The 26,581-nt window shown below is 72.2% G+C and carries 24 protein-coding genes and 1 rRNA gene; 11 read left to right on the top strand and 14 right to left on the bottom strand.

Features of this window, described 5'->3' with window-relative positions:
- Together VIB11_RS04495 and VIB11_RS04490 are read right to left on the bottom strand one after the other, a co-directional pair.
- On the bottom strand, positions 1-529 hold a 529-nt coding region (locus VIB11_RS04495; protein WP_332028766.1), incomplete at its 3' end, for a hydantoinase/oxoprolinase N-terminal domain-containing protein.
- 147 nt (positions 530-676) lie between these two features.
- The gene (locus VIB11_RS04490; protein ID WP_332028764.1) at positions 677-1,108 is read right to left on the bottom strand and encodes a VOC family protein; all 432 of its coding nucleotides are present in this window, start codon (positions 1,106-1,108) and stop codon (positions 677-679) included.
- A 65-nt stretch (positions 1,109-1,173) separates the two neighbouring features.
- Between VIB11_RS04490 and VIB11_RS04485 the strand changes: the two genes are divergently transcribed.
- Positions 1,174-2,292: an oxidoreductase gene (locus VIB11_RS04485; RefSeq protein WP_332028762.1), complete on the top strand. Its 1,119-nt coding sequence runs from the start codon at positions 1,174-1,176 to the stop codon at positions 2,290-2,292.
- A gap of 91 nt (positions 2,293-2,383) precedes the next feature.
- Here the strand turns inward: VIB11_RS04485 and VIB11_RS04480 are convergent, their stop codons facing one another.
- The 7 genes from VIB11_RS04480 to VIB11_RS04450 all read right to left on the bottom strand — a co-directional run bounded on the left by VIB11_RS04480 (position 2,384) and on the right by VIB11_RS04450 (position 11,402).
- The gene (locus VIB11_RS04480; RefSeq protein ID WP_332028760.1) at positions 2,384-3,280 is read right to left on the bottom strand and encodes a carbon-nitrogen hydrolase family protein; all 897 of its coding nucleotides are present in this window, start codon (positions 3,278-3,280) and stop codon (positions 2,384-2,386) included.
- The gene (locus VIB11_RS04475; RefSeq protein ID WP_332028758.1) at positions 3,280-3,936 is read right to left on the bottom strand and encodes a carbon monoxide dehydrogenase subunit G; all 657 of its coding nucleotides are present in this window, start codon (positions 3,934-3,936) and stop codon (positions 3,280-3,282) included. Before VIB11_RS04475 ends, VIB11_RS04480 begins: the two co-directional genes overlap by 1 nt.
- Positions 3,933-6,398, bottom strand: coding sequence for an aerobic carbon-monoxide dehydrogenase large subunit (gene cutA / locus VIB11_RS04470; RefSeq protein WP_332028756.1), 2,466 nt, complete (start codon positions 6,396-6,398; stop codon positions 3,933-3,935). The genes VIB11_RS04475 and cutA overlap by 4 nt, the downstream gene beginning before the upstream one ends.
- Positions 6,395-6,994, bottom strand: a complete 600-nt coding sequence (locus VIB11_RS04465) for a (2Fe-2S)-binding protein (RefSeq protein ID WP_332028770.1) — start codon at positions 6,992-6,994, stop codon at positions 6,395-6,397. The genes cutA and VIB11_RS04465 overlap by 4 nt, the downstream gene beginning before the upstream one ends.
- A 5-nt stretch (positions 6,995-6,999) precedes the next feature.
- Positions 7,000-7,908 (bottom strand): FAD binding domain-containing protein, encoded by a 909-nt coding sequence (locus VIB11_RS04460; RefSeq protein ID WP_332028754.1) that lies wholly within the window; start codon positions 7,906-7,908, stop codon positions 7,000-7,002.
- Between the two features lie 174 nt (positions 7,909-8,082).
- Positions 8,083-9,564, bottom strand: coding sequence for a uracil-xanthine permease family protein (locus VIB11_RS04455; RefSeq protein ID WP_332028752.1), 1,482 nt, complete (start codon positions 9,562-9,564; stop codon positions 8,083-8,085).
- Between the two features lie 215 nt (positions 9,565-9,779).
- A complete protein-coding gene (locus tag VIB11_RS04450) occupies positions 9,780-11,402 on the bottom strand; it encodes a PucR family transcriptional regulator (RefSeq protein ID WP_332028750.1) in 1,623 nt (540 codons plus the stop codon).
- Positions 11,403-11,739: 337 nt separating this feature from the next.
- On the opposite strand from VIB11_RS04450, the gene VIB11_RS04445 reads away from it, so the two are divergent.
- The 3 genes from VIB11_RS04445 to VIB11_RS04435 are packed head-to-tail and all read left to right on the top strand — an operon-like array spanning position 11,740 to position 15,527.
- Positions 11,740-12,633 (top strand): DUF2877 domain-containing protein, encoded by an 894-nt coding sequence (locus tag VIB11_RS04445; protein WP_332028749.1) that lies wholly within the window; start codon positions 11,740-11,742, stop codon positions 12,631-12,633.
- The gene (locus VIB11_RS04440; RefSeq protein WP_332028747.1) at positions 12,626-14,116 is read left to right on the top strand and encodes an FdrA family protein; all 1,491 of its coding nucleotides are present in this window, start codon (positions 12,626-12,628) and stop codon (positions 14,114-14,116) included. The genes VIB11_RS04445 and VIB11_RS04440 overlap by 8 nt, the downstream gene beginning before the upstream one ends.
- Position 14,117: 1 nt before the next feature.
- The gene (locus tag VIB11_RS04435) at positions 14,118-15,527 is read left to right on the top strand and encodes a DUF1116 domain-containing protein (RefSeq protein WP_332028745.1); all 1,410 of its coding nucleotides are present in this window, start codon (positions 14,118-14,120) and stop codon (positions 15,525-15,527) included.
- A 58-nt stretch (positions 15,528-15,585) separates the two neighbouring features.
- Here VIB11_RS04435 and VIB11_RS04430 read toward each other — a convergent pair whose 3' ends face one another.
- Positions 15,586-16,155 carry a nucleotidyltransferase family protein gene (locus VIB11_RS04430; RefSeq protein WP_332028743.1) on the bottom strand — a complete coding sequence of 190 codons (570 nt, stop codon included), beginning with the start codon at positions 16,153-16,155 and terminating at the stop codon, positions 15,586-15,588.
- A gap of 68 nt (positions 16,156-16,223) precedes the next feature.
- On the opposite strand from VIB11_RS04430, the gene VIB11_RS04425 reads away from it, so the two are divergent.
- Both VIB11_RS04425 and VIB11_RS04420 read left to right on the top strand, forming a co-directional pair.
- Positions 16,224-17,102 (top strand): bifunctional methylenetetrahydrofolate dehydrogenase/methenyltetrahydrofolate cyclohydrolase, encoded by an 879-nt coding sequence (locus tag VIB11_RS04425; protein ID WP_332028741.1) that lies wholly within the window; start codon positions 16,224-16,226, stop codon positions 17,100-17,102.
- A 3-nt stretch (positions 17,103-17,105) separates the two neighbouring features.
- The gene (locus VIB11_RS04420) at positions 17,106-17,375 is read left to right on the top strand and encodes a DUF3017 domain-containing protein (RefSeq protein ID WP_332028739.1); all 270 of its coding nucleotides are present in this window, start codon (positions 17,106-17,108) and stop codon (positions 17,373-17,375) included.
- Here the strand turns inward: VIB11_RS04420 and VIB11_RS04415 are convergent.
- Positions 17,341-18,165 (bottom strand): TetR/AcrR family transcriptional regulator, encoded by an 825-nt coding sequence (locus tag VIB11_RS04415; protein WP_332028737.1) that lies wholly within the window; start codon positions 18,163-18,165, stop codon positions 17,341-17,343. The genes VIB11_RS04420 and VIB11_RS04415 overlap by 35 nt on opposite strands.
- Positions 18,166-18,267: 102 nt before the next feature.
- Here VIB11_RS04415 and VIB11_RS04410 point away from each other — a divergent pair, with 102 nt between their 5' ends.
- A complete protein-coding gene (locus tag VIB11_RS04410; protein WP_332028735.1) occupies positions 18,268-18,681 on the top strand; it encodes a VOC family protein in 414 nt (137 codons plus the stop codon).
- Positions 18,682-18,784: 103 nt separating this feature from the next.
- Here the strand turns inward: VIB11_RS04410 and VIB11_RS04405 are convergent, their stop codons facing one another.
- Positions 18,785-19,777, bottom strand: a complete 993-nt coding sequence (locus tag VIB11_RS04405) for a malate dehydrogenase (protein ID WP_332028733.1) — start codon at positions 19,775-19,777, stop codon at positions 18,785-18,787.
- Between the two features lie 124 nt (positions 19,778-19,901).
- On the opposite strand from VIB11_RS04405, the gene VIB11_RS17755 reads away from it, so the two are divergent.
- The 3 genes from VIB11_RS17755 to VIB11_RS04385 all read left to right on the top strand — a co-directional run bounded on the left by VIB11_RS17755 (position 19,902) and on the right by VIB11_RS04385 (position 22,229).
- Positions 19,902-20,900, top strand: coding sequence for a GNAT family N-acetyltransferase (locus VIB11_RS17755; protein ID WP_414695753.1), 999 nt, complete (start codon positions 19,902-19,904; stop codon positions 20,898-20,900).
- A 38-nt stretch (positions 20,901-20,938) separates the two neighbouring features.
- Positions 20,939-21,343 (top strand): DUF6855 family protein, encoded by a 405-nt coding sequence (locus VIB11_RS04390; protein WP_332028731.1) that lies wholly within the window; start codon positions 20,939-20,941, stop codon positions 21,341-21,343.
- A 94-nt stretch (positions 21,344-21,437) separates the two neighbouring features.
- On the top strand, positions 21,438-22,229 hold the full coding sequence (locus VIB11_RS04385; protein ID WP_332028729.1) for a slipin family protein: 792 nt from the start codon (positions 21,438-21,440) through the stop codon (positions 22,227-22,229).
- Between the two features lie 93 nt (positions 22,230-22,322).
- On the opposite strand, the gene VIB11_RS04380 is transcribed toward VIB11_RS04385, so the two are convergent.
- Both VIB11_RS04380 and aqpZ read right to left on the bottom strand, forming a co-directional pair.
- A complete protein-coding gene (locus VIB11_RS04380; RefSeq protein WP_332028727.1) occupies positions 22,323-24,548 on the bottom strand; it encodes an NADP-dependent isocitrate dehydrogenase in 2,226 nt (741 codons plus the stop codon).
- A 137-nt stretch (positions 24,549-24,685) separates the two neighbouring features.
- On the bottom strand, positions 24,686-25,483 hold the full coding sequence (gene aqpZ / locus VIB11_RS04375; protein WP_332028725.1) for an aquaporin Z: 798 nt from the start codon (positions 25,481-25,483) through the stop codon (positions 24,686-24,688).
- A 725-nt stretch (positions 25,484-26,208) separates the two neighbouring features.
- On the opposite strand from aqpZ, the gene VIB11_RS04370 reads away from it, so the two are divergent.
- Positions 26,209-26,581: ribosomal RNA gene (locus VIB11_RS04370) — 16S ribosomal RNA — on the top strand; the annotation flags it as partial.

Here is a 26,581-nt window from a genome sequence, read left to right as displayed (position 1 = left end):
CGTAGGAGTGCAGGAGGCACACGCCGATCGTCGTGATCCCGCGGTCCTTGAACCAGCGCGCGGCGGCGACGGCCTGCTCCTCGTCGAACGGGCGGATCTCGTTGCCCTCGAAGTCGAGCCGACCGCCCACCGTCTTCACGTAGTCGGCCGGGACGATGCGCGGCGGCTTGACCCAGAAGTAGGAGTTGCCGTAGCCGTCCGGGACCGCCTGCCGGGCGATCTCGAGCATGAACTCGTAGCCCTCGCTCGTGATGAAGCCGAGCTGCTCGACCTTGCCCTCGAGGAGCTTGTTCGTGGCGACGGTGGTGCCGTGGCAGACGGCCGTGACGTCGGCGCCGGTGGCACCGAGCATGCCGAGCACCTTGTGCACGCCGTTGATGAAGCCGTCGGCCGGGTTGCTCGGGGTGGAGGGGGTCTTGGTGGTGAGGAGCTCGCCGGAGTCCTCATCGAAGGCCACGACGTCGGTGAACGTGCCACCGGTGTCGATGCCGATGCGGATGCGGCGTGGCTGCGTCGGCGCTGCGGACATTCGCGCTCCTGTGGTCAGGTGGGTCGGGGTGGTTCGCGGGGTTTCGCTCGCGACGATTCAACCCGTGTGGCCCGTGCGTTTCGTTGGCACAACCTGCCAACGGATCGTCCGGAAGGCCCCAACCCTCACCAGCCGTGCTGCGCCGGGTCAGCCCTCGCCGAACCGCCCCCGGGCGTCGTGCGGGATGAGGGGCTTCTCGGCGCGGGCCCTCAGCTGCTGCACCGCCCAGGTGTTGCCGTCGGGGTCGCTGAAGCCGAAGAACGTGCCTCCGTCGCGCTCGTCGAAGACCGTGATCTCGCTGCACTCCACACCGCGGCCCACCAGCTCCTCGCGGGCGGCCGCGGCGTCCGAGACGACGAGTTGGAGCCCGCGCATCGAGCCGGGCGCCATCTCGCGCTGGGCCGGCAGGTTGCCCACGACGATCGAGCACCCCGACCCGTGCGGGGTCAGCTGGGCGACGTCCATGTGCTCGTTGACGGTGTGGTGGTCGAGGTTGAAGCCGACCTGGTCGCGGTAGAACGAGATGGCGCGGTCGAGGTCGCTGACCGGGAGCAGCACGACTTCCAGGGTCCAGTCCATGGGGGCAGTCTGGCCCGGTCGCCCTCCGGGTGCGAGGCGGGCATCCCGGTGCAAAGGTGCAGACCATGACAAAGCCGTCACGCGCTGCGCTCACCGCCGCGGCCCTCGCCCTCACCCTGGTGCCGCTCGCCGGCCCCGCCCGGGCCGGGGGCGAGCACCCCCGCGCCCACCACGAGCTCTCCTGGGAGCTCCTCGACACCCCGGCGGACACCGCCCGTCTGCGCGGGCTCGCGCCGGTGGGCGCCAGGGTGGTGTGGGCCAGCGGCAGCGAGGGCACGGTCCTGCGCTCGACGGACGCGGGCCGGAGCTGGTCCTCGGTGGGCCCGCCCGGCACCGGCTCCCTGCAGTTCCGCGACATCGAGGCCAGCAGCGCCGAGCGCGCGGTCGTGCTGTCGATCGGCCCGGGCGAGGAGTCCCGCGTCTACGTGACCGACGACGGCGGCCACACCTGGGCGGAGTCCTTCCGCAACACCGATCCCGCTGCCTTCTACGACTGCCTGACGTTCACCACGCCCCGGGTCGGCTACGCGATGTCCGACCCGGTCGACGGCCGCTTCCGGGTCATCCGGACCCGCGACGGCGGGCACAGCTGGGAGGTCATGGACAGCACCGGTATGCCGCCGGCGCGCGACGGCGAGTTCGCCTTCGCCGCGAGCGGCACGTGCCTCCAGAGCGACGCTGCCGGCAACCTCCACCTCGCCACCGGCGGGGTCGACCCCGCCCGGGTCTTCACCAGCCGTGACGGCGGCGACACCTGGACGGTCGCGGACTCGCCCGTTGCGGGTGGCCCGTCGGCCGGCATCTACTCGCTCTCGTTCCAGGGCCGTCGCGGCGTGGCGGTCGGCGGCGACTACGCGGCGCCCGAGGCCGCCGAGGGCAATGCCGCGTGGACTGCGGACGGAGGGCGCACGTGGCACACCCCGCGTGGCACGGGTCTCGGCGGCTACCGGTCCGGGTCGGCCTGGGCCGGCCGGTCGTGGCCGGGCCGGTTCGGGAGCCACCCCTCGCGGACCGGCGGGACGGTGCTCGCCGTGGGTCCGACCGGCTCGGACGTCAGCCGCGACGGTGGCCGGTCGTGGTCGGCGTTCGACACCGGCAGTTTCGACAGCGTCGAGTGCGTCGCCAGCGGCCCCTGCTACGCCTCGGGAGAAAAGGGCCGCGTGGCCGTCCTGCGCGCTCGCTGACCCGCCCTTTCCGCACCTGTTGCCCGAAACCCACCGCAGGCGGCCCGGATCCGGGTCGCGGCGGTGGGTTTCGGGCGATCAGTGGGGAGGGTCAGTGCTCGAACGGCGACTCGGCGGGCCGCTCGAGGTCCTCGCGGTGCTTGCGGATCAGGTCGAGGTTGCGGTCACGCAGGTGGTCGAAGCCCTGCTTGATGTTCGACCCCGGCGTCAGGGAGCGCAGCCCCTCGGCCGGGTCGAGGAGGGCCGAGACCCAGCCCTCGTGGCTCGCGGCCTTGGCCACGATGTGGCCGATCGGCGTCACGATGTGCGAGTTGCCGAAGTACAGCACCCCCGCCGGGTCGATGCCCGTGGCGTTCGCGCCGACCACGAAGACGTGGTTGTCGTAGGCCCGGGCCCGGGAGGTCAGCTCCCAGACATCGGCACTGCGGAGCAGGGCGGACGGACGCAGGATGACCTCCGCGCCCTGCACGGCCTGGATGCGCGACAGCTCCGGGTAGTCGCCGTCGAAGCAGATGATCATGCCGAGCCGGCCGAGGTCGGTGTCGCACACCGCGACCGTGTCCCCCGGAGTCACCCAGCCGCCGTGCTCGACGTGCTCGCTCCAGAAGGGATGCGTCTTCCGGTAGATCCCCAGCACCTCGCCCTGCGGGTCGATGAGCACCGAGCTGTTGTAGACCACTCCGCGCTCGGGCCCGCGCTCGTAGGTGCCCACGCAGATGTGGATGCCGAGGTCACGAGCCACCGCGCGGATCGGGTCGACCACCGGCCCGGGCAGCTCGGAGACGAGGTCCCACAGGTCCTCCGTCGAGCAGTCGGGCGTGAAGCCGGTGGTGGCCGTCTCCGGCAGCACGACGAGCTCGGCTCCGGTGTCCGCCACACAGCGGCGGGTGAAGTCCACGCACTTGTCGAGGTTCTTGCGCACCACCTCCGGGGACAGCGGCCCCGGGACGGGTGCGATCTGCACTGCTGCTGCGGTGAACGCGCGCATCACTTGCCTCCGATCGCCCATCCGACGACGACACCGACCAGGGCGAGCGCCCCGCCGGCCAGGACACCGAGGGCGAAGCTGCGACCCTCGAGGGCTCCGCGGACACCGGGAGCCGCGCCGCCGGCATACACCGCTGGAGCGGGGACGCCGGCTCCCGCCGGAACGGGCGCGACCCCGGCAGGCACACCGGCAGGCACGGGTGCCGGGGCGACCAGGACGCCGGCGATGTCGTTGTCGACGGCGGTGAAGAACTGCCCGGCCATCTTCTTGGTGACCCCCGCCAGCATCCGCTGCCCCACGCCCCCGATGACGCCGCCCACGGCCGCGTCCGCGTCGTAGGTGAGGTCGGTGCCGCCGTTGGCCGAGGGTGCGAGGCGGACCCGCACGTCGGCGTCGACGGTGCCCGGTGCTCCCGCTCCCTTGGCCTTGAGGGTGAAGGCCGCCGGGTGCTCCTGCTCGGTGAGGTGCACCTGGCCGTCGTAGGTGCCCTTGATGGCGGCGACGCCGGCGGTGACGGTCATGGCGTACTGGTGCGGGCCGATCTCGGTGAGCGACTCGCAGCCGGGGAGGCAGCGGGCCAGCGACCCCGGGTCGTGGAAGGCGTCCCAGACCTTGTCGGGCGGGGCGGCGAGCGAGGCGGTGCCGGAGATCTTCATCGGGCGGGCTCCTTGTGGGGGGACTGCTGCGCGGTCGGTGCGCCGGCAGGGGGGACGGTGTGCGGGTGCTTCAGGGAGGGCAGGTCGCCGGCCGCGTGCCGCTTGCGCAGCTCCCACAGCTCGACGGGGGAGATGGGCATCGCGGTGATGGGGAAGCCCTCGGCGTCCTCGATGGCAGACGCGACCACCGCGCTCACCGGGATGCAGCCGGCCTCGCCGGCGCCCTTGATCCCCAACGGGTTCAGCGGCGACGGCGTCTCGAGGTGGTCGGCCTCGACGTGGGGCACCTCGGAGGCGTACGGCATGAGGAAGTCCATGAACGAGGCGTTGAGCAGCTGCCCCGACTCGTCGTAGACCATCCGCTCGTACAGCGCCCCGCCGACTCCCTGCGCGACCCCGCCGTGGACCTGGCCCTCGACGATCATCGGGTTGATCATCGTCCCGCAGTCGTGGATGACGCAGTAGCGCAGGATCCGGATCTCGGCCGTCACCGGGTCGGTCTCGACGACCGCGGCGTGCATGCCGTTGGCGAAGGTCGCCTGGGTGGGGGAGTAGAAGTCGCGGCCCTCGAGCCCCGGCTCCTCGTCGTCGGCCACGGGCGGCTTGTCCGGGTCGAACGTCCCGGCGAACTGCGTGGCTGCCTTTGCGGCGTCGTCGAAGGCGTACCGCAGCGGGTTCGACAGCACCGCAACGGTTCCGAGGGGCATCGACGTCGTCGGCGCGCCCTTGACCTGGACCCGGCCGTCGACGATCTCGAGGTCGTCCTCGGCCACCTCGAGGGCATCCGCCGCGATCCGCAGCGCCTTGGCCTTGACGTTGCGGGCGGCGAGCGCGATCGCGTTGCCGCTCATGACCGCCGCGCGCGAGGCGAAGGTGCCGACGGCGTAGGCCATCCGGCGGGTGTCGCCGGTGGTGACGTGGACGTCCTCGATGGGCACGCCGAGCTCGTCGGCGACGATCTGGGCGAAGGCGGTCTGGTGGCCCTGGCCCTGGGTCGTCAGCCCGGTGGCGACGTTGACCCGGCCCGAGGTCTCGATGGTGATGTGGCCGCCCTCGTAGGGACCGACGCCGGTGCCCTCGACGTAGCAGCCGATCCCCAGCCCGACCTTCCGCCCGGCCGCCCTGGCCTCCTCGCGGTACGCGGCGAAGTCGTCCCAGCCCACGAGCTTCTTGAGCTTGGCCAGGCTGGCGGGGAAGTCGCCGGAGTCGTACTTCAGGGGCCGGCCGTCCTGGAACAGCAGGCCGTGGTCGTACGGCATCTCCTCGGGGAGGATGAAGTTGCGCGAGCGTACCTCGGCGCGGTCGAGGCCGAGGTGGTCGGCGATGGCGTCCATGGTGCGCTCCATCGCGAAGACACCCTGGGGCCGGCCGGCGCCGCGGTACGGCGTGACCAGGACGGTGTTCGTGTAGAGCGACCAGAACTCGCAGCGGTACGCGCCCGGCTTGTACGGCCCGAGCAGCTGGGTCGAGGTGATGATCGGGACGATGATGCCGTACTGCGTGTAGGCGCCGTTGTCGTGCCAGAACCGCACGTCGAGGCCGAGGATGCGGCCCTCGTCGTCGAAGCCGACGGTGACCTCCTGGAGCTGGCCCCGCTCGTGCGCCGAGGAGATGAAGTGCTCGCGGCGGTCCTCGGCCCACTTCACCTCGCGGTCGAGCAGCCGGGCGGCCCACGGGACCAGCACCTCCTCGGGCCAGGGGTGCATGATCTTGACCCCGAAGCCACCGCCCACGTCGGGGGCGATGCACTCCACCTTGGCCAGCGGCAGGTCCAGCTTGGCAGCCACGGCCGCGCGCACGCCGGTCGAGGTCTGGGTGGAGGAGTAGATCCGCAGCTCGCCGTCCTCGGCGTTCCACCGCGCGTAGACGCCCTTGCCCTCCATCGGCATGCACGCGCTGCGCTCGATCGACAGGTCGAGGGTCAGGGTGTTCGGCGCCGACGCGAGGGCCTGGTCGACGTCGCCGTTCTGCTGCACCATGTGCGCTGCCACGTTGCCGGGCACGTCCTCGTGCACCAGTGCCGAGCCGTCGCGCGCGGCCTCGATGCCGACGACGACCGGCAGCGTCTCGTAGTCGACGCGGATCCGCTGGCAGGCGTCCTCGGCCAGGTAGCGGTCGCGTGCGACGACCATGACGACAGGCTCGCCGACGTGGTTGACCTCGTCCTTGGCCAGCGCGTAGCCGGTACGTCCGTGGGTGAGCGTCGGGTGCGGGATGAGCAGCGGCAGCGGCTCGCCCACCTTCCCGGGCAGGTCCTCGTGGGTGTAGATCGCCACGACCCCGTCGACGTCCACCGCGTCGGAGACGTCGATGTCGACGATCCGTGCATGGGCGTGGGGGCTGCGCACGAAGGCGGCGGCCAGGGCGTTCTGACCGAGGTCGTCCAGGTAGCGGCCGCCACCGGTGACCAGCCGCGGGTCCTCCTTGCGCTGGATCGGCGCGCCGAACATCTGGGTCGTCACCGCGGTGCCTCCCCGTCGGCGCTGGCGGTATGCCGCGTGGCCGCCGGGGCGGCATACGTCTCCTCGCGCCGCTCGGAGCGGAGCTCGGCGGCACGCAGCACCGACTTGACGATGTTCTGGTAGCCCGTGCAGCGGCACAGGTTGCCGGAGATGGCCTCGCGCGCCTCCTCGGCGGTGGGCTCCGGGTTCTCCTCGAGGTAGGCCGTGATGGTGGTGAGGAAGCCCGGCGTGCAGAAGCCGCACTGGAGGCCGTGGCACTCCGCGAACGCCTGCTGGGCCGGGTTCATCCGCTCGCCCGTGGCGCACGGACGGGCGTCGGGGGCCGAGCACAGCCCCTCGACCGTCGTGACCCGGTGGTCCTGGGCGGTGACGGCGAACATCAGGCACGAGCGCATCGGCTGGCCGTCGACGAGGACGGTGCAGGCGCCGCAGACGCCGTGCTCGCAGCCGACGTGGGTGCCGGTGAGCTCGAGGTCGTGGCGCAGGAAGTCGGACAGCAGCCGCCGTGCGGGGACGCGAGCGGTCCGCGGCACTCCGTTGACGTGGACGGTGACGTCGTGGAGCTCCTCGGTCGCCGCTGCGTCCAGGTCGGTCATGTCGCTCATCGGCTGGTCGAACCCTTCGTCGTTGCTGCCTGTCCCGCTGCCTGTCCGGCTGCCTGCCCGGCCGCCTGGGCCAGGACCCGCCGCGCCAGCTCCCCGGCCAGCATCCGCCGGTACTCCGCGCTGGCGTGGATGTCCGCCTCTGGCTCGACGTGCTGCCGCACCGCCTCGGCCGCGGCCTCGAGGTCGGCGTCGACCGGCTCCCGGCCGCCGATCGCCTCGGTGAGGTCGAGCACCGTCGGCACGTCGGTGACGGAGACGAACGACGCCGTCGCCCGCTCGATCACGCCGTCGACGACGGTGACGGCGGCGGCGACCCCGGCCATGGCGTAGTCGCCGTGCCGCCGGGCGGACTCGGCGAAGGCCGTGGCCGTCCCGGCGGGGAAGCGCCGGAACCGCACGGCCGTCGCCAGCTCGTCCGGCGCGAGGGAGGTCTCGAGGGCGCCGAGGAAGAAGTCTGGCGCCGCGATCTCGCGGGTGCCCCCGGAGCCGGTGGCCTCGACCACGCCGTCGGTGAGGGCGAGGATCGCGGGCATCTCGCCGGCGGCGTCCGCGTGGGCGATCGACCCGACGGTGGTCCCCCGGTTGCGGATCGCCGGGTGGGCCACGTTGACGAGCGCCTGGCGCAGGAGCGGCAGCGCCGCATACGCGCCGTCGTGCCGCTCGAGCTGGGCGTGCCGGACGAGGGCACCGATGCGCACGGCGTCGTCGGTGACCTCGACGGTGTCGAGGCCGGCGACCCGGTTGATGTCGACGAGGTGGGCGGGGGAGGCCAGCCTCATGTTGAGGATCGGGATGAGGCTCTGGCCGCCGGCCAGGATCTTGCCGTCGTGGCCGACCTGGCCGAGCACGCCGACGGCCTCCTCGACGGAGCGGGGTGCGTGGTGCACGAAGGGGGCGGGCTTCACCGGACTGATCCTGCCTTCTCTTCCACCACCAAACTAGGTGATCTCCTGCGGTGTGCGGGGCTCTGTTTGGCAACTTCTGCCGAGTGCCCGGCGCATGCCACCCCCGGAACGCCGTGTGGGCCCCCGATGCCTCATCGGGAGCCCACACGGTCCGGTCAGGCCGGACCCAGCGCGCTACTGCTTCTTGCGCAGGTCCGGTCCTCCGGGACGGTCCTGGTACAGGTCGTCGACGCCGTCGCTGTCGCCGTACATCGCCTCGCGGGTCTGGGTCATCGTGGTCGGGGCGTCCGCGCGCAGGCGCAGGTCCTCCGGGGCCAGGGCCCGGGCGAGGTGGTAGGCGCCCACGGCCACGATCGTGCCCAGCGCGATGCCGGTCAGGGAGAACTCCTCGGTGAACACCAGCGACACGTTGCCGACGCCGATGATGATGCCTGCCGCGACCGGGACGAGGTTGATCGGGTTGCCGAAGTCGACGCCGTTCTCCTTCCAGATCTTGGCGCCGAGCAGGCCGATCATGCCGTAGAGCACGACGGTGATCCCGCCGAGGACACCGCCGGGCACGGAGGACACCAGCGCCCCGAACTTCGGCGAGAGGCCGAACAGGATGGCGACCAGGGCCGCGACGTAGTAGGCCGCCGTGGAGTAGACCCTCGTGGCCGCCATGACACCGATGTTCTCGGCGTAGGTCGTGGTGGGGGAGCCGCCGACCGCGGAGGCGAGCATGGTGCCGACACCGTCACCGGCGATCGCGCGGCCCATGACGGGGTCGAGGTCGTGGCCGGTCATCTCGGCAACGGCCTTGACGTGGCCGGTGTTCTCGGCGATGAGCGCGATGACGGCCGGAAGGACGAGCAGGATCGCGGCAATCGAGAACGACGGTGCGTGGATGCCCACGACCTCCTTGCCGTCGGCGCCCATCGACGTCTGGGGCGGGAAGCCGAACCACGCGGCGCTGGCGAGGTTGTCGAAGTTGGTCCGGAAGTGGGTCGTGACCTCGCCGGCGGCGGCGTCGAAGGACGTGATCTGGCCGAAGACCTTGTCGAAGACCCAGGAGACGACGTAGCCGAAGATGAGGGCGAGGAAGACCGCGATGCGGCTGATGAAGCCCTTGAACGCCACGGCGCAGACGATCGTGAAGGTCATGACGAGCAGGGCGACCCACTGGTCCTGCGGCCAGTAGATGTTGGCCACGACGGGCGCGAGGTTGAAGCCGATGAGCATGACGACCGCACCGGTGACCACCGGGGGGAGCACCTTGTGCAGCACCGTCGAGCCGAGGAAGTGGATCGCGACACCCACGAGCGCGAGGACGAGGCCGGCCACCAGGATCGCCCCGGTCACATCGGCCGAGTCGCCGCCCTGGGCCCGGATGGCCGCCACACCACCGACGAACGACGCCGAGGTGCCGAGGTAGCTCGGCACCTTGCCCTGGACGATCAGCAGGAAGCAGATCGTCGCGATGCCGCTCATCATGATCGCGAGCTGGGCGTTCAGGCCCATGATCAGCGGGAAGACGAAGGTGGCGCCGAACATCGCCACGACGTGCTGGGCGCCGAGGCCGATGGTCTTGCTCCACGACAGCCGCTCGTCCGGTGCGACGACGTCGTCTGGGCCCATCGTGCGCCCGTCGCCGTGCAGTTTCCAACCCAAGGCCATGCCGACTCCTTTTTCTGCGACGCGTCGCTTCGTTGCGACGCGGCTCACATCCCATCGCGGGATAGGCGAAAACTAGCGCCACGCAGAGGGATTGCGTTCGGCAAGAGGTGCTAGCGACACCGGCGTGTCGTTCGTCAGATGTCGTGGTGGCGGGTCGCGAGGGGGTGCCGGCCGGGCGACGACGTCGCCACGGGGGCCCTGGGCCGGCCTGCGGCTCAGATGCCGCGCATCTGGTGCACCTTGAGCGCCAGCGCGAGGGTGAGGCGCAGGTGCGGGTCGGTGGTGAACGGGCCGAGCATCTTCTCCAGCTTCACGATGCGGTAGCGCAGCGTGTTGTAGTGGAAGAACAGCAGCCGCGCGGTCTCGGCGACGTTCATGTTCGTGTCGATGAGGATGCTCAACGTCTGGCGCAGGTCGGCGTTCTCGGGGGCGTCGTCGGTGGCCAGCTCGCCGAGCGACTCCTCGACGAAGCGGCGCAGGTGCGCGCTGTCGGGGATCAGGGCGAGCAGCCGGAAGATGCCGAGGCCATCGAAGTGGGTGAGCGCCCCGTCGCCGTGCATCTGCCGGCCGACACTGACGGCGCTGAGGGCCTCGTCGTAGGCCGAGGGGAGCTCGGTGACCGACGAGATCGGCCGCGAGACGCCGGTGGAGAAGGTGCGCCGGCCGCCGCCGCCGTCGCCGCGCACGACCCTCGCCACGTCGGCGACGATGCGCATGACCTGCTCGGTGTCGGCGGGCTCCGTGACCCCGAAGAGGGCGACCACCTCCTGGCTGAAGCCCATCACGGGCGCCTGGGGGTCGCGGACCTGCATGGCGTGGGTCCAGGCCCGGGCGAAACGGTGCTGCAGGGAGCGGACCTCCTCGGCGGAGCGGGTGGTGCGCTCGTCGTCCTCGTCGGTCTCCGCGACGACGACGACCATCGGGCGGTCGATGTCCCAGCCGAGGGACTGGGCGTGGGCCACGGCCTCCTCCGCGGTGCCTGCCCGGCCCGCCAGCGCGTCCCGCAGGAACTCCGCGCGGTACTTGCTCTCGACGGCCGAGACGGCCTGCTCCTTCGTGATGGCCAGGGCGGCGACGGTGGCCGCTCGCTCCAGCAGGCGGACGTCGTCGGGGCCGAGCATGCGGTGGCTGCAGAACGCGGTGAGCAACCCGTGGTCGAGGGACCCGGCGACGATGCGCACGGCGGCACGGTGGGCGGCGGGGCCCTCCTGCGGCCTGATGCCGACGGGCTCCTTCTCGGTGATCAGCCGGCCGGTGCGGTCGAAGCAGTCCAGGGCGAGGGCGTGCTCGAGCTCGCCGTCCGAGCCGGCGCTGGCCAGGACCCGGCCGTCGGTGGTCGTCACCATGGCGGCGCCGTCGAAGAACCTGACGAGCTGCTCACACAGGTCCTCGAGGGAACCGCCGCCGAGGACGATCTGCACCAGGACGCGGTGGACCTCCTCGAGCCGGTCGAGCACCGACGTCTGGTGGTCCAGCAGGGCCCCGAGCGTCTCGGTGTTGAGCTGGTCGCAGGTCTGGTTCTCGGTGAGCACGAGCAACGGGAGGCCGGCCTCCTCGGCGGAGCGTCGCCAGGCCACGGCATCGCTGTCGGTGGCGCCCTCCACCGCGAGCGCCGACGCACCTGCCTCGGCGAGGCCGGCGAAGAGCCCCGGCTCCGACCTGAGCGCGGACCGGACCCCTCTGGCGCCTGACAGCACGAGGCGCGTGCCGACCGCCGCCGGCGAGACGGGCGATGCGGGGCCAGTTGTGGGAAGCCAGCCCGTGCGCGAGACCCGCGCCTCGAGCTGAGCAGCTGTCGCCACCACGCCGGCACCGAGGGCCGCCGGGAGCCCGGCCACGACCCGCAGGGGAATCCCCGCCGCCGTGTCGTGACCACCCCTCTGCGAGAAGCGTGCTGGCAAGTCACCGCCATTGGTGACCGGATCGTTGGCAACTTTCACCATGAAGAGAGCCTATCCGCCCTCGATAGCGTCCTTGGCACCGGTAGACCCGACGACGGGCACGTGACGGGCAGGGCCGCGAACGGTCCGGAACGGGCGTGGACCGGGGTGGACCGGCGTGACGAGCCCGAAGCACGGCCCCGAGCACGTGCCCCGAGCATTGCCCGGAGCAGGCCCGGCGCCACACCGCAGCCCGCGACGAGCAGCCGACCCGACGAGCGACCCAGGAGGACCCATGGCCAGTGCGGCGCACTCCTCGGTGTGGCCGGCGGCGGCCTCGCCCCTGCTCGCGGCTGAGCTGGCGGCCGCCCCGCGCGGCGCCCGCGTGCTCGCCGCCTTCCCGACCGCGCTCTACCTCCTGCTGGACCGGCACGACCTGGTGCTCCCCGTCCTGGCCGACGACGCCCTCCGACTGCCCACCGGGCTCCGGCTCGGCCTGCCATCCCGGTCGTTCGACTGGGGAGTGGCGCCCGGCGACGAGGTTCTCGTGGGCGACGGCAGGGTCCGACTGCCCCACCGGGACGTCGTGGCGGTGCGCGAGTGGCGCCCCGCCCGCGTCGCGCCGGGTCCGAGCCGGGCATCGTCCGCCGGCATGACGATCGCCACCACCCGGAGCGCCCTGGCCGCTGCCGACGTCAGCGGCCTGCTGCGCGACCTCGCCGCCGACGTCGCGGCCACCGCGCTGCGGGGTCGCCCGACCCGGCGTCGGGTGGCGTCTCTCGTGGGTGCAGGGTCCGGCCTGACGCCGAGCGGCGACGACGCGCTGTGCGGCGTCCTGCTGGCGTTGCGCGCGGTCGGTGGCGGCGCGGCCGACGCGGCTGCGGCATCCGTGGCCGACGCCGTCCGTGACGCGGCCCACCGCACGACGAGCCTGTCGGCATGCCTCCTCGGTGCTGCCGCGGAGGGGTACGCCGTGCCGCAGGTCGTGCGCCTCGTCACGGCCGCCGCCGGCGGCGACGCGAGCGGGACCCACGGGGCCCTTCCCGCCGTGCTGGCCATCGGCCACACCTCCGGCGCCGACCTCGTCGCCGGGCTCGCCGGTGCAGTCGACGCACTGGCCGCCCACCACCCCCTGCCACTGTTCCCGTCCACCCCTCAACCCCACAGCGAAGGAGCCAGCCGTGCCTGAGCACGTCGAGCTGCGCCGCGGCGCCTACTACGACTCGGTGAGCCTCATGCAGGTCTCCCGGGCCGTGGCCTCCACCCCCGGTGTCGAGGCGGCCCAGGTCGCCATGGCGACCGAGCTCAACACCGAGGTCATCGCCGGGATGGGCTTCGCCGTCCCGGCGGAGGCCGGTCCCAACGACCTCGTCGTCGCCATCCGCGGGGCCGAGGAGGGTCTCGCCGCGGGCCGGGCCGCCCTCGACGCCGCACTGGAGGAGCTGAAGTCGGCCGGCGCACACGCCGGCGGCTTCGGGGAGGCGCCGCCCCGGCGCACCCTCGGCGGCGCGATCGCAGCCTCCGACGCCAACCTCGCCCTGGTCTCGGTGCCGGGGCAGCACGCCACCGTCGAGGCGCTTGACGCCATCCACCGCGGCGTCTCCGTGATGCTCTTCTCCGACAACGTGCCCGTCGAGGACGAGGTCCGCCTCAAGGACGCAGCGGCCGTCGCGGACGTCCTGGTGATGGGTCCCGACTGCGGCACCGCCGTCGTCGGGGGCGTCGCGCTCGGTTTCGCCAACGCCGTCCGCCAGGGGCAGGTCGGCATCGTCGCCGCGTCCGGGACCGGCGCCCAGCAGGTGATGTGCCTGCTCGACGCGGCAGGCGTCGGTGTGAGCCACTGCCTGGGCGTCGGCGGGCGGGACCTCTCCGCAGCCGTCTCCGGCCGTTCCACGAAGCAGGCGCTGGCCGCGCTCGCCGCGGACGAGGGCACGACCTCGGTCGTCGTCGTGTCCAAGCCGCCGGCCGACGAGGTGCTCGCCGACCTCCAGGCGTATGCCGCGGGGCTCGGTGTGCCCGTCCACTGGGCCACGCTGGGCGCCGGCCGCCCCGACCTCACGGCCGCGGTCGAGTCCGCGCTCGAGGCGGAGGGGCACGGCGTGCCGCAGTGGCCGTCCTGGCCTGTCGACCAGGCGACCGCCAGCGGCCCCGGCCTGCGAGGGCTCTTCTGCGGTGGCACCCTCGCCGACGAGGCGATGCTGATCGCCGCCGAGCGGCTCGGCGGCATCCGTTCCAACATCCCGCTCTCCCCGGAGCTCGCGCTCGGCCCCGACCTGCGCGACCCCGGCCACGTGGTCATCGACTTCGGCGACGACGGGCTCACCCAGGGCCGCGCCCACCCCATGATCGACCCCTCGCTGCGGCTCGAGCGCATCGCCGCCGAGGCGCGCGACGAGACGTGCGGCGTGCTGCTGCTCGACCTCGTCCTCGGCTATGGGGCCCACCAGGACCCCGCCGACGAGCTCGCCGCCGCGGTCCGTGGCGCGCGGGCCACGGCCGCGGAGGCCGGGCGGGAGCTGCCGGTCGTCGTGTCGCTCACCGGCGCCGAGGGTGACCCGCAGGGCCTGAAGCAGTGTGCGACCACGCTGCAGGAGGCCGGGGCCTCGGTCTTCCTCTCGAACGCCCAGGCCACCCGCCACGCCCTGTCCCTGCTGCCCGGCCAGGAGAACTGACATGACCACCCCGCTGCACGGACTGCTGTCCGCCGACATCAGCGTCGCCACCGCAGGCGTCTCGCTGTTCGCCGATGCCCTGCGCGCCCAGGCCGTCCCGGTCACGGAGACCGCCTGGCAGCCCCCGATGGAGGGCACCGCGGCCGACCTCGCCCTCGTCGTGGCCGACCCCCGCCGGGAGGAGGCCAACGCCGAGGCCCTGCGCCGGATGACCGCCGCCGGGGCCGACCTCGTGGACGTCCGGCCGGCCCACGAGGCGCTCGGCCTGGAGAAGGGCACCTTCCTGCACGCCGGCCCTCCGATCGAGTGGGAGCGCGCCTCCGGCCCGCTGAAGGGCGCGCTCATCGGCGCCATGCTCTTCGAGGGCCTCGCCGACACCGCCGAGGATGCCGAGGCGAGGCTGGCCTCCGGCGACGGCATCACGCTCGAACCGTGCCACCACCACAGCTCGGTGGGGCCGATGGCCGGCGTCATCTCGCCGTCGATGTGGCTCTACGAGCTGCGCGACGAGGTCCACGACGGCACCTCGTGGTGCTCCCTCAACGAGGGGCTCGGGAAGGTGCTCCGCTACGGCGCCTACGGCCCGGAGGTCATCGACCGCCTGCACTGGATGAACTCGGTGCTCGGCCCGCTGCTGCAGCAGGCGATCCGCAAGGCAGGGCCGATCGACATCAAGGCGATCGTCGCGCAGATGCTGCAGATGGGCGACGAGGGCCACAACCGCAACCGGGCCGGCAGCCTCATGCTGCTGCGCGAGCTGCTCCCCTCGCTCATCACGGCAGACGGGTCCTCCGACGACATCGCCGAGGCGGTGAGGTTCTCCGGGGCCAACGAGCACTTCTTCCTCAACCTCGGCATGCCCGCCTGCAAGCTGGCGACGATGGCCGCCCACGGCATCCCCGGCTCGTCGGTCGTGACGACCATGGCCCGCAACGGTACCGACTTCGGCATCCGCGTCTCCGGTACCGGCGACCAGTGGTTCACCGGGCCCGCCAACACCCCCGAGGGCCTGTACCTCGGCTCCTACGGCCCGGAGGACGCCAACCCGGACATCGGGGACTCGGCCATCACCGAGACCGCCGGCATCGGCGGGTTCGCGATGGCGGCGGCCCCGGCGATCGTGAAGTTCGTCGGCGGCGACGTGCCGTTCGCCCTGCGGGCCACGCAGACGATGTACGACATCACCGTCGGCGAGCACCCCGCGTACCAGGTGCCGATCCTCGAGTTCCGCGGCACCCCCACGGGGATCGACGTCGCCGCGGTCGCCCGCACGGGGCTCCTGCCCCAGATCAACACCGGCATGGCCGGCCGGGTCGCCGGCACCGGCCAGGTGGGAGCCGGTCTCGTGACACCCCCGGAGCAGTGCTTCACGGGGGCGCTCAGGGCACTCGCGCAGCGCGCGACACCCTGACCGGGCCGCTGCGGCGGGGGCTTCCCCCGGCTCCCGCCGCAGCGAGCTACCCGGATGGTCACCCTCGGGCGTCGACGTCCCGGCCGCTGGCGAGGTCCTCGCACTCGACGAGCAGGGGGGGTGCAGCGCTGAGGTAGTCGCGCGCACCGCGGTCGCCGCTGGCCATCCCGAGCGTCGCCGCCCAGTGGTCGCGCCCGAGCACCACGGGGTGCCCGGGGACGCCGCCGTATGCCGCGCGGCCCAGCGCCGCGCGCGACGTGCCCGTGGCGGCGAGGACCCGCTCCACCACCTCGGCGCCGACGTCGGGGGTGTCGACGAGCCCGATGACGGCACAGTCGGCGTCCGTGCCCGAGAGGGCGCCCAGCCCCGCGGCGAGCGAGGCCGACATGCCCCGCGACCAGTCCGCTGCCACGACCGGCTCGGTCCAGGGCAGGTCGGCGAGCAGGCTGGTGACATCGTCGCGGGCGGCGCCGACGACGACCACCACGCGCCCGCAGCCGCCCTCGTGCAGGGCCCGGGCGGCAGTGCGCACCCACGGGTCGCCGTCGGGGCCGGTCACCAACGCCTTGGGCCGGCCCATCCGCGTTCCCGCCCCCGCTGCGAGCAGCACTCCCACGGCACTCGACATGGCGCCAGCGAACCACACCGAGGCACGGCGCACGGGGCGGCTCGTGCCGCGTGGCAGGATACGGAGCCGTGACGGCACGCATCCTCGACGGCAAGGCGGTCCTCGCGACCATCAAGGACGAGCTGAAGGCGAGGGTGGCCGCGCTGGCCGACCGCGGGGTCGTCCCCGGTCTGGGCACCGTGCTCGTGGGCGACGACCCGGGCAGCCGCTGGTACGTCGGCGCCAAGCACCGCGACTGCGCCGAGATCGGCGTGACCAGCATCCGTCGAGACCTCCCCGCAGGCACCTCGCAGGACGACGTGCTCGCCGTGGTCGCGGAGCTGAACGCCGACCCGGCGTGCACCGGGTTCCTGGTGCAACAGCCCACCGGGCTCGACGAGTTCGCGATCCTCTCCGCCGTCGACCCGACCAAGGACGTCGACGGCCTGCACCCCACCAACCTCGGCTGGCTGGTGCTGGGCAAGCCGGCGCCCCTGCCGTGCACGCCCATGGGGATCATCGAGCTGTTGCGGCGCCACGACGTGCCGATCGCCGGGGCGAAGGTCACCGTCGTCGGCCGCGGCATCACGGTCGGTCGGCCCCTGGGTCTGATGCTCACCCGACGCAGCGAGAACGCCACGGTGACGCTCTGCCACACCGGCACCCGCGATCTCGCCGATGAGGTCCGCTCGGCCGACATCGTCGTCGCGGCCGCCGGCGTGCCGGGCCTCATCACCGCCGACATGGTCCGGCCCGGTGCAGCCGTCCTCGATGTCGGTGTCAGCCGGGTGGTCGCCGAGGACGGCACCTCGAGGGTCGCCGGCGACGTCGACCCCGGCGTCCTGGACGTGGCCGGCTGGTTCAGCCCCAACCCCGGTGGCGTGGGCCCGATGACCCGCGCGATGCTGCTCTCGAACGTCGTCGAGGCTGCCGAGCGCGCCGCCGACCGGCCCTCCGTGGGCGCCTGAGCCGTGACCGCCCCGAAGCTCGGATGGTGGTGGGCCGCGACGCCCGTCCTCCTCGTCGGCCTGCTCTTCTTCGCCCTCGACCGTGCGCGGCTCGGTGGCTTCATGGTGGCCGCCGGCCTCGGCCTCGCCGCCGGGCTCCGCCTCGTCCTGCCCAACTCGGCGAGCGGGGGCCTGGTGGTGCGCTCCCGGGCCGTCGACGTGCTCACCATGGCGCTCCTCGGAGGGGCGCTCTTCGTGGTCACTGCCGTCCTGGACCTGCGCCCCCTGCGCTGACGCCTCGACGACGGCCGGGCTCGCGGCGCGCGACGAGGGCGGCCAGGCCGTCCAGGGCCGCGGTCAGCCCGAACTCCCAGGCGTGTTCCGGGCTGTAGGCGCTGGACTGGGCAGCGCCGGCGGCAGCCCCCACCCGTACCGCTCGCGGGTAGGCCTCCTCGTCGAGCGCCCGGGCCAGCAGTGGCGCGTTGGCCTCCCACCACGCGGCGTCGTCCATGGCGGAGTCCTCCCTGGCGCGGCCGGCTGCCTGCGCCGCGCGGGCGTGGGACTGCACGAAGCTGAGCACGAAGGTCAGCGCGGAGTCGGTCTCCACCTCGGTGAGTCCGGTCCCGTCGAGGGCGGCGAGCTCGTGCTCATACTTGGCCATCAGGCCGGGGCCCAGCGGCGGGCGGCTCAGGGTGGCGACATCGGCCATCCACGGGTGCGCCGTGAACATCGAGCGGTTGGCCTCGGCCACCAGGGCCAGTCGCCGGCGCCACGACCGGGCCCGCCAGCGGGGGCGGTCCATGGCCAGGTGGACCGAGTCGACCATGAGGTCGACGAGCTCGGCCCGGCCGGGCACGTACGTGTAGAGGGACATGGGAGCCACCCCCAGGCGGTCGGCCACCGCGCGCATGGTCACGGCCTCGATCCCCGCCTCGTCCGCCAGGGCCACCGCTGCTGCGACGACCGTGTCGACCGAGTGACGCGGGCGGGGGCCGCGCCGCGTCGGCTCCGGGGCGCTCGCCGCCCGCCAGAGCAGGGCGAGGGTGCGATCGGGGTCCCCCGCGCCGGTGCGTTCCGTGGCCATGGGAATGATCCTTGCAGGTGCGACGTTGTATGCCGTACAACGTACAGTGTACGAGGATCAAGGGCGGGCGCCGCGGCTGTCTCGCCACGAGGAGGAGTACCCATGCACATCTCCGGTTCCGCCATCTCCCTGAACGTCGCCGACGTCGACGCCTCGGCGCGCTGGGCGCAGACCCACCTCGGGTTCACCCCGCAGATGGCCGCCGACGGGTTCGCGTCACTGGAGCACCCCGAGGCGGGCTTCAACCTCGTCTACCTGCGGGCCGGCCTCGAGTCGTTCAAGCCCGCCAGCGCCGCCGGGGAGGCGGGCGGCCTGCTGGTCGTCTTCGTCGTGGACGACATCGACGACCAGTACGCGCGCCTGCAGTCCGAGGGGGTCACCGTCGTGACACCGATCGAGACCGAGCCGTGGGGGGAGCGGTACTTCCAGATGGCCGACCCGAACGGCGTCGTGTACCAGCTGGTCCAGTGGGTGCACGACCCCCGCGAGACCGCGCAGCCCGCCGGCGACGGGTGAGGAACGGCGAGGGCGACGGGGCCCGTCTCCTCGTGGCCACGAGAGAAGCGGCCTGTCCCGGACGGATCCGGGACAGGCCGCTGACGGTGTGACGCGCGGGCGTTCAGCCGATGAGGCCGAGACCCCGCACGGCCTCGCGCTCCTCCTCGAGCTCCTTGACCGAGGCGTCGATCCTGGCGCGGGAGAAGTCGCCCACGTCGAGGCCCTGCACGATTTCCCAGCGCCCGTCCTTGACGGTCACGGGGAAGGACGAGATCAGGCCCTCGGGAACGCCGTAGGACCCGTCGGAGCACACCGACATGGACACCCAGTCGCCCTCGGGGGTGCCCAGAGTCCAGTCGCGCGCGTGGTCGATCGTCGCGCTGGCCGCCGAGGCCGCGGAGGAGGCGCCGCGCGCGTCGATGATGGCTGCGCCGCGCTTGGCGACGGTCGGGATGAAGGTGTTGGCCAGCCACTCCTGGTCGCCGACGACCTCTGCGGCGTTCTTGCCGGACACCTCCGCGTTGAACAGGTCGGGGTACTGCGTCGCGGAGTGGTTGCCCCAGATCGTCATCTTCCGGATCTCGGTGACCGGCACCGCGAGCTTGGCGGCCAGCTGGGAGATGGCGCGGTTGTGGTCCAGGCGGGTCAGCGCGGAGAACCGCTCCCGGGGGATGTCGGGGGCGTTGCTCATCGCGATCAGCGCGTTGGTGTTGGCCGGGTTGCCGGTCACCGTGACACGGATGTCGTCGGCGGCGACGTCGTTCAGGGCCTTGCCCTGCGGGGCGAAGATGCCGCCGTTCGCCTCGAGCAGGTCGCCGCGCTCCATGCCGGGTCCGCGCGGGCGGGCGCCCACGAGCAGCGCGTGGTTGGCACCGTTGAAGACCGTGGCGGCGTCGTCGCCGATCTCCACGCCGGCCAGCGTCGGGAACGCGCAGTCGTCGAGCTCCATGACCACGCCCTCCAGGGCCTTGAGCGCAGGGGTGATCTCGAGCAGGCGCAGCTCGACAGGGGTCTCCGGGCCGAACAGCGCGCCGCTGGCGATCCGGAAGAGGAGGCTGTAGCCGATCTGGCCGGCCGCGCCGGTGACGGCGACCTTGACGGGAGTAGTGCTCACAGTGGGCCCTTCAGCGATTCTGGAACAGGAATGGGCCGGGGGCGACGCCGTGCGGCGCCGCGCTCCGACATCGCGACCGTAGCAGGGCCCCAGCGGACGGCACCTGCTGGCTAGTGTCGGGCACATGGGTGCCCCAGACTTCGTCCTCGCGCTGCGGGCTGCCGTCGGCCACGACCTGCTGTGGATGCCCGGCGTCAGCGCCGTCGTGCTCAACGACCGCGGGGAGGTCCTCCTCGGCCTGCGTGCCGACAACGGCACGTGGTCGCTGGTCAGCGGCATCCTCGAGCCCGGCGAGCAGCCCGCCGAGGGGCTCGTCCGGGAGGTGGAGGAGGAGACCGGCGTGGTGGTCCGCGTCGAGGCCCTCACCGGGGTCTGGACGATGCCCGAGCTGGCGTACCCCAACGGGGACAGGGCCCAGTACCTGGACCTGTGCTTCCTGTGCAGGCACGTCTCCGGTGAGGCACGGGTCAACGACGACGAGTCGCTCGAGGTCCGCTGGTTCCCGCCCGACGCGCTGCCGCCGATGCCGGAGCGCTCGCGGGCCCGCCTGGAGCGCGCGCTGGCCCATGCCGGGCCCGCGTGGTTCGAGGGCCTGCCACCTGCGGAGGCGCTGCCCCGGCCCGACGCACCGCGGCCGGCGCACCCGGACGTGCTCACCAGGCTGGGGGCCGGCGGCGAGGTCACGGTCCGACGGGCCCGCGGGGTCGACGTCCCCGCCATCGTCGCGCTCCTCGCCGACGACCCACTCGGGGCGGCGCGGGAGGACTCCGGTGACCTCGCGGCATACCAGCGGGCCTTCGCGGCCATCGATGCCGACCCCGCCCACCTGCTGGTGGTCGCCGAGCACGGTGGTGCGGTGGTGGGCACCCTCCAGCTGACGTTCATCCCGGGGTTGTCCCGTGGCGGCTCGCTGCGCGCCCAGGTGGAGGCGGTCCGGGTGGCGCGGGCCCACCGGGGCGAGGGCCTGGGGCGCTCGCTGCTCGACTGGGCGATCGAGGAGTCTCGCCGCCGGGGCTGCTCGCTCGTGCAGCTCACCACGGACCGGCAGCGGACCGAGGCGCAGCGGTTCTACGAACGGCTCGGCTTCACCCCCTCCCACGCCGGGATGAAGCTGGCCCTGTGACGCGGTAGAACTGGCCCACCCGATCGAAGGAGAGCGTCATGGCAGGCAGCGGCACCAAGGCCGACCCCTGGGTCCTGAAGACCCCGCCCGGCACGTCGGAGTACACGATGTACCGCGACGACGAGGCCGACCCGGCGCAGCTTGTCTGCCAGGTGGGCTCGACCCGGCTGACGTACGACGCCCGCGTCGTGGAGGACCTCCACGCGTGGCTGCGGGAGCAGGGCGACTGGGTGCCGCTGGGGTCGGCGGACGAGCAGAAGGAGCCCAAGGAGGGCACCGTCGAGGCCTGGGGCCGCTCCAGGTCCAACCCGGTCGGCGGCTGGTACGGCCTGCGCAAGGGCTACCGCGGCAGGGTGGGGATGTACCTGCCACCGCTGCTGGAGTGGCTCGGCCTGGCGGAGCTCGAGCACCAGCCGCGCAACAACCGGATGCGGGCGCTCTGACGCCCTGAGGTGGCGCACCCGCAGAGGACCAACGACCCTGTCGCCGCCCTCCCCGTCGGCACAGTCTGGGGCTGACAGCCAGGAGGTGGTGGCGGTGTCGAGGTTGGGCGTTGCCATCGTGAAGCAGTACGAGCGAGGCGTGGTCTTCCGGCTGGGCAGGCTCAGGGGGGTGCGCGGGCCGGGGATGCGCTTCATGATCCCGCTGGTGGACCGCCTCTGGAAGGTCAGCCTGCGGACCGTGACCATGCCGATCGCCTCGCAGCAGATCATCACCGAGGACAACGTCTCCATCGGGGTGGCCGCGGTGGCGTACTACCGTCGCGTGGACCCGGTGAAGTCGATCATCGAGATCGAGGACGTCGAGAGCGCGGTCGGGCAGATCGCACAGACGACGGTCCGCAACGTGGTCGGCCGGTCCAGCCTGGACCAGGTGCTCAGCAACACCGAGGCCCTCAACGAGGCGATCAAGAAGGTCCTCGACCTCACGACGGAGCAGTGGGGCGTCCTCGTGCAGCTCGTCGAGCTCAAGGACATCGAGCTGCCGCCGTCGATGCAGCGCGCGATGGCCAAGCAGGCGGAGGCCGAGCGCGAGAAGCGCGCCAAGATCATCGCCGCCGAGGGGGAGGCCCTCAGCGTCGGCAAGCTGGCCGAGGCCGCGGACGTCATCGCCAGGAGCCCGATCGCCCTGCAGCTGCGCAACCTCCAGGTCCTCGCCGAGATCGCGGTGGAGAAGAACTCCACGATCGTCTTCCCCGCCCAGTTCTTCGAGAGCACCCGCACGGCCCGCGACTTCCTGGCGCGGGAGGGGGCCGGCTCCGTGGCGGCCGCGCCGGTGCCCGAGTCCCCATCGGCTCTCCAGGGCAACGGGGAGATGGCGTTCCCCTGACCCCCCGGACCACGTGCCTCCGGGTCGGGCCCGGAGACAGGTGTGCCGGGTGGCCACCGATCGCGGTGACCACCCGGCACCCGGGCGGTGCGGTCAGGCGTCCTTGCGCAGGGCCGCCAAGGTCTCGTTGAACGTCGCCGACGGCCGCATGACGGACGCAGCCTTCGCGGCGTCGGGGCGGTAGTAGCCACCGATGTCGGCCGGGTGGCCCTGCACGCCGACGAGCTCGGCGTTGATGGTCTCCTCGTTCCCGGCCAGCGCCTTCGCGACGGGGGCGAACGCCGACGCGAGCTCGACGTCCTGGGCCTGCTGCGCCAGCTCGTTCGCCCAGTAGAGGGCGAGGTAGAAGTGGCTGCCGCGGTTGTCGATCTGGCCCACCTTGCGGGCCGGCGACTTGTTCTCGTTGAGCAGCCGCTCGGTCGCCCGGTCGAGGGTGTCGGCCAGCACGAGGGCGCGGGCGTTGTCGGTCGTCGTCGCCATGTGCCGCAGGCTCTCGGCGAGGGCGAGGAACTCGCCGAGGCTGTCCCAGCGCAGGTAGTTCTCGGCCACCAGCTGCTGGACGTGCTTCGGCGCGGAGCCACCGGCGCCGGTCTCGAAGAGCCCGCCGCCGTTCATGAGCGGCACGACCGAGAGCATCTTGGCGCTGGTGCCGAGCTCCAGGATGGGGAACAGGTCGGTGTTGTAGTCGCGCAGCACGTTGCCGGTGACCGAGATGGTGTCCTCACCGCGGCGGATGCGCTCGACCGAGAGCCTCGCGGCCTCCACCGGCGACATGATCTTGAGGGTCAGGCCCTCGACGTCGTGCTCGGCGAGGTACCGCTTGACCTTCTCGATGAGGTTGACGTCGTGGGCGCGCTCCGGGTCGAGCCAGAACACGGCAGGCGTCTGCGAGGCACGGGCCCGGGTGACGGCCAGCTTGACCCAGTCGCGGATCGGGGCGTCCTTGGTCTGGCAGGCACGCCAGATGTCGCCCGGCTGCACCTCGTGCTCCATCAGCACGTCGCCGGTGCCGTTCACGACCTGCACCCGGCCGGCCTCGGCGATCTCGAAGGTCTTGTCGTGGCTCCCGTACTCCTCGGCCTTCTGCGCCATGAGGCCGACGTTGGGCACTGATCCCATCGTCGTCGGGTCGTAGGCCCCGTGGGCCCGGCAGTCGTCGATGACGGCCTGGTAGACGCCGGCGTACGAGCTGTCGGGGATGACAGCCAGGGTGTCGTGCTCCTCGCCGTCCGGGCCCCACATGTGGCCGGAGGTGCGGATCATGGCCGGCATCGACGCGTCGACGATGACGTCACTGGGCACGTGCAGGTTGGTGATGCCCTTGTCGGAGTTGACCATCGCGAGGCGCGGGCCGTCGGCCAGACCCTTCTCGATGGCGGCGCGGACGTCGTCGCGGACGTCCTCAGGGAGCTTGTCGAGCCCGGCGAGGATGGAGCCGAGTCCGTTGTTGGGGTTCAGGCCGGCAGCCTCGAGGTGCGCTCCGTACTGCGCGAAGACCTCGGGCAGGAACGCCCGCACGACGTGCCCGAAGATGATCGGGTCGGAGACCTTCATCATCGTGGCCTTGAGGTGCACCGAGAACAGCACGTCCTCGGCCTTGGCACGGGCGACCTGCTCCCTGAGGAAGGCGTCGAGGGCGGCCGCCCGCATGACGGTGGCGTCGACGACCTCGCCCTCGAGGACCTTCAGGCCGTCCTTGAGGACCCTCGTGCCGGAGTCGGTGACGAGCTGGATGGTCAGGGAGTCGTCGGCCGCGACCACGACGGACTGCTCGTTGGAGCGGAAGTCGTCCTTGCCCATGGTGGCGACCCGGGTCCTGGAGTCCGCGCTCCAGGCGCCCATCGAGTGGGGGTGCCTGCGCGCGTAGTTCTTGACGGCGGCGGGCGCGCGGCGGTCGGAGTTGCCCTCGCGGAGCACCGGGTTGACGGCGCTGCCCTTGACGCTGTCGTACCGGGCGCGGACGTCCCGCTCGTCGTCGGTGCGGGGCTCGTCGGGGTAGTCGGGCAGGTCGTAGCCCTGCGACCGGAGCTCGGCGATGGCGGCCTTGAGCTGCGGCACCGACGCGGAGATGTTGGGCAGCTTGATGATGTTGGCCTCCGGCGTCGTCGCCAGCTGGCCGAGCTCGGCGAGGGCGTCGCCGATCCGCTGGCCCTCCGGCAGCCGGTCCTCGAAGGCCGCGATGATGCGGCCCGCCAGGGAGATGTCACGCGTCTCCACCTCAACGCCCGCGGTCGCGGCGAACGCCTCGATGACCGGCAGGAACGAGTAGGTCGCCAGCATCGGCGCCTCGTCGGTGAGGGTGTAGATGATCTTGGCCATGAACGCGGCTCTCTCCCTGGAATAGTCCGGACGCACAACGGGTGCGAAGGCGGTGGTCAGGCTATCGAACGGCGCCCCGGGCGCGGCCCCGGCACCGTCCGCCGCAGCACCGGCGGGAGGGCGCGCGACGCCGGAGGTCAGGAGGCCGGGCCGGAGCCGACGTCGTCGGGGTGGATCTGCCCGGCGATGTCCTCGTCGCGCCGGTCGACGCTCGTGACGAGGTGGTAGGTCGCGCCGGCGATCGCCGCGCCCACGACGGGTGCCAGCCAGAACGCCCACAGCTGCCCCGGGGCCCCGTTGCCGTTGAAGAAGGCCACGGCGGTGGAACGGGCGGGGTTGACCGAGGTGTTGCTGACCGGGATCGAGATGAGGTGGATGAGGGTGAGCGCGAGGCCGATGGCGATGGGGGCGAAGCCCGTGGGCGCGCGCTCGTCGGTCGAGCCGAGGATGACGTAGAGGAAGAACGCGGTGAGGATGACCTCGGCGCACAGCACCGCCACGAGGCCGTACCCGCCGGGGGAGTGGTCGCCGTAGCCGTTGGCGGCGAGGTTGCCCGTGACCTCGAATCCCGGCTTGCCCCGAGCGATGCCCCAGACCGCCAGGCCAGCGAGGAGCCCCGCGGCGACCTGCGTCCCCACGTACGCCGGGACGTCCTTCCACTCGAACCGCTTGGCCACGGCGGCGCCGATGGTCACGGCGGGGTTGAAGTGAGCGCCCGACACGTGGCCTACCGCGTAGGCCATGGTCATGACGGTCAGTCCGAACGCGAGCGAGACCCCGAGGTGGCCGATGCCGAGCTGCACGCTCTGACCTGCCACCACGTTGGGCGCGAGGAACACAGCGGCGAGGACCGCGCTGCCGCAACCGCCGAAGACCAGCCAGAAGGTCCCCAGGGCCTCGGCGCCCAGCCGGGCCCGCATCGAGGGAGTGCGCATCGCCTTTCCTCCAGGGTGAGGCGGGTCGCCGACGACCCGCGGTACGACCACTGTCCCGCAGGTGCGCACGTCCGCACCCCGAAACGGCCCACGTGCGGGCATCCGGGGGCACAGCCGCGACCTTCGCGCAGCCGGCCCGCGCTGAGTGCGTCTGCGTGCCGTCGCGCCCGCCGCCCTGCGTCTGCCCCCGGCGCCGGCGACAAGGCTCCGGTGCCGGGCTCCCTCCCGCGGGGTGCGGAGGGAGTCCGTGCAGGTCAGAGGGGTGGGGACTCCGCGGCGTCCAGCGCCCGGCCCGGGGCGCCCCGGGCGTGGTCGCAGGCCCCCGGAAACGGTGCTACAGTTATGCCATCGCCGAACGCCAAGCGCGCTCGATCCGGTCGCTCCTGAGGAAGGAGCGGGGGATTTGACGCCCAAGTTGCGAAGCGAGTACCTTAGAACGGTTGCCCCGGACGCCTTCCGCTGAAAAGCGAGGTTGATGGTGCGCGTCCGAACCTTGAGAACTCAACAGCGTGTCAAAAATCGATGCCAATTACCTCGTCGTGGGGTATGCGTTTCCGGTCCGTTGTGGGCTGGTGATGTGTGTCCTGGACGATTTTCCTTTGGTTGACAATGAATTTCTGGCAATTGTGTCAGTTGTTCTTGCTCGGCTAGTGATTTAAACCCTTCGGGGTTCTGGTTTCCGCGGCTTCCGTTCCTTTGTGGGGTGGGGGTTGTGGTGCTGAACATCAATGGAGAGTTTGATCCTGGCTCAGGACGAACGCTGGCGGCGTGCTTAACACATGCAAGTCGAACGGTGACCTTCAGAGCTTGCTCTGGAGTGATCAGTGGCGAACGGGTGAGTAACACGTGAGCAACCTGCCCCAGACTCTGGAATAAGCCCGGGAAACCGGGTCTAATACCGGATATGACGCCAATCCGCATGGGTATGGTGTGGAAAGTTTTTCGGTCTGGGATGGGCTCGCGGCCTATCAGCTTGTTGGTGAGGTAGTGGCTCACCAAGGCGACGACGGGTAGCCGGCCTGAGAGGGCGACCGGCCACACTGGGACTGAGACACGGCCCAGACTCCTACGGGAGGCAGCAGTGGGGAATATTGCACA

The sequence above is a fragment of the Pedococcus sp. genome, from assembly GCF_036554925.1.
Taxonomy (GTDB): Bacteria; Actinomycetota; Actinomycetes; order Actinomycetales; family Dermatophilaceae; genus Pedococcus_A.
This window is presented reverse-complemented; position numbering and strand designations above follow the sequence as displayed.

Coding starts and splice junctions, on each gene's coding strand:
- VIB11_RS04415 (WP_332028737.1), bottom strand. CDS start 18,165: ATGGCCACGGAACGCACCGGCGCGGGGGACCCCGATCGCACCCTCGCC.
- VIB11_RS04445 (WP_332028749.1), top strand. CDS start 11,740: ATGGCCAGTGCGGCGCACTCCTCGGTGTGGCCGGCGGCGGCCTCGCCC.
- VIB11_RS04455 (WP_332028752.1), bottom strand. CDS start 9,564: ATGGCCTTGGGTTGGAAACTGCACGGCGACGGGCGCACGATGGGCCCA.
- VIB11_RS04465 (WP_332028770.1), bottom strand. CDS start 6,994: ATGACCGACCTGGACGCAGCGGCGACCGAGGAGCTCCACGACGTCACC.
- VIB11_RS17755 (WP_414695753.1), top strand. CDS start 19,902: ATGGGTGCCCCAGACTTCGTCCTCGCGCTGCGGGCTGCCGTCGGCCAC.
- VIB11_RS04380 (WP_332028727.1), bottom strand. CDS start 24,548: ATGGCCAAGATCATCTACACCCTCACCGACGAGGCGCCGATGCTGGCG.
- VIB11_RS04490 (WP_332028764.1), bottom strand. CDS start 1,108: ATGGACTGGACCCTGGAAGTCGTGCTGCTCCCGGTCAGCGACCTCGAC.
- VIB11_RS04435 (WP_332028745.1), top strand. CDS start 14,118: ATGACCACCCCGCTGCACGGACTGCTGTCCGCCGACATCAGCGTCGCC.
- VIB11_RS04480 (WP_332028760.1), bottom strand. CDS start 3,280: ATGCGCGCGTTCACCGCAGCAGCAGTGCAGATCGCACCCGTCCCGGGG.
- VIB11_RS04430 (WP_332028743.1), bottom strand. CDS start 16,155: ATGTCGAGTGCCGTGGGAGTGCTGCTCGCAGCGGGGGCGGGAACGCGG.
- VIB11_RS04410 (WP_332028735.1), top strand. CDS start 18,268: ATGCACATCTCCGGTTCCGCCATCTCCCTGAACGTCGCCGACGTCGAC.
- VIB11_RS04485 (WP_332028762.1), top strand. CDS start 1,174: ATGACAAAGCCGTCACGCGCTGCGCTCACCGCCGCGGCCCTCGCCCTC.
- aqpZ (WP_332028725.1), bottom strand. CDS start 25,483: ATGCGCACTCCCTCGATGCGGGCCCGGCTGGGCGCCGAGGCCCTGGGG.
- VIB11_RS04475 (WP_332028758.1), bottom strand. CDS start 3,936: ATGAAGATCTCCGGCACCGCCTCGCTCGCCGCCCCGCCCGACAAGGTC.
- VIB11_RS04390 (WP_332028731.1), top strand. CDS start 20,939: ATGGCAGGCAGCGGCACCAAGGCCGACCCCTGGGTCCTGAAGACCCCG.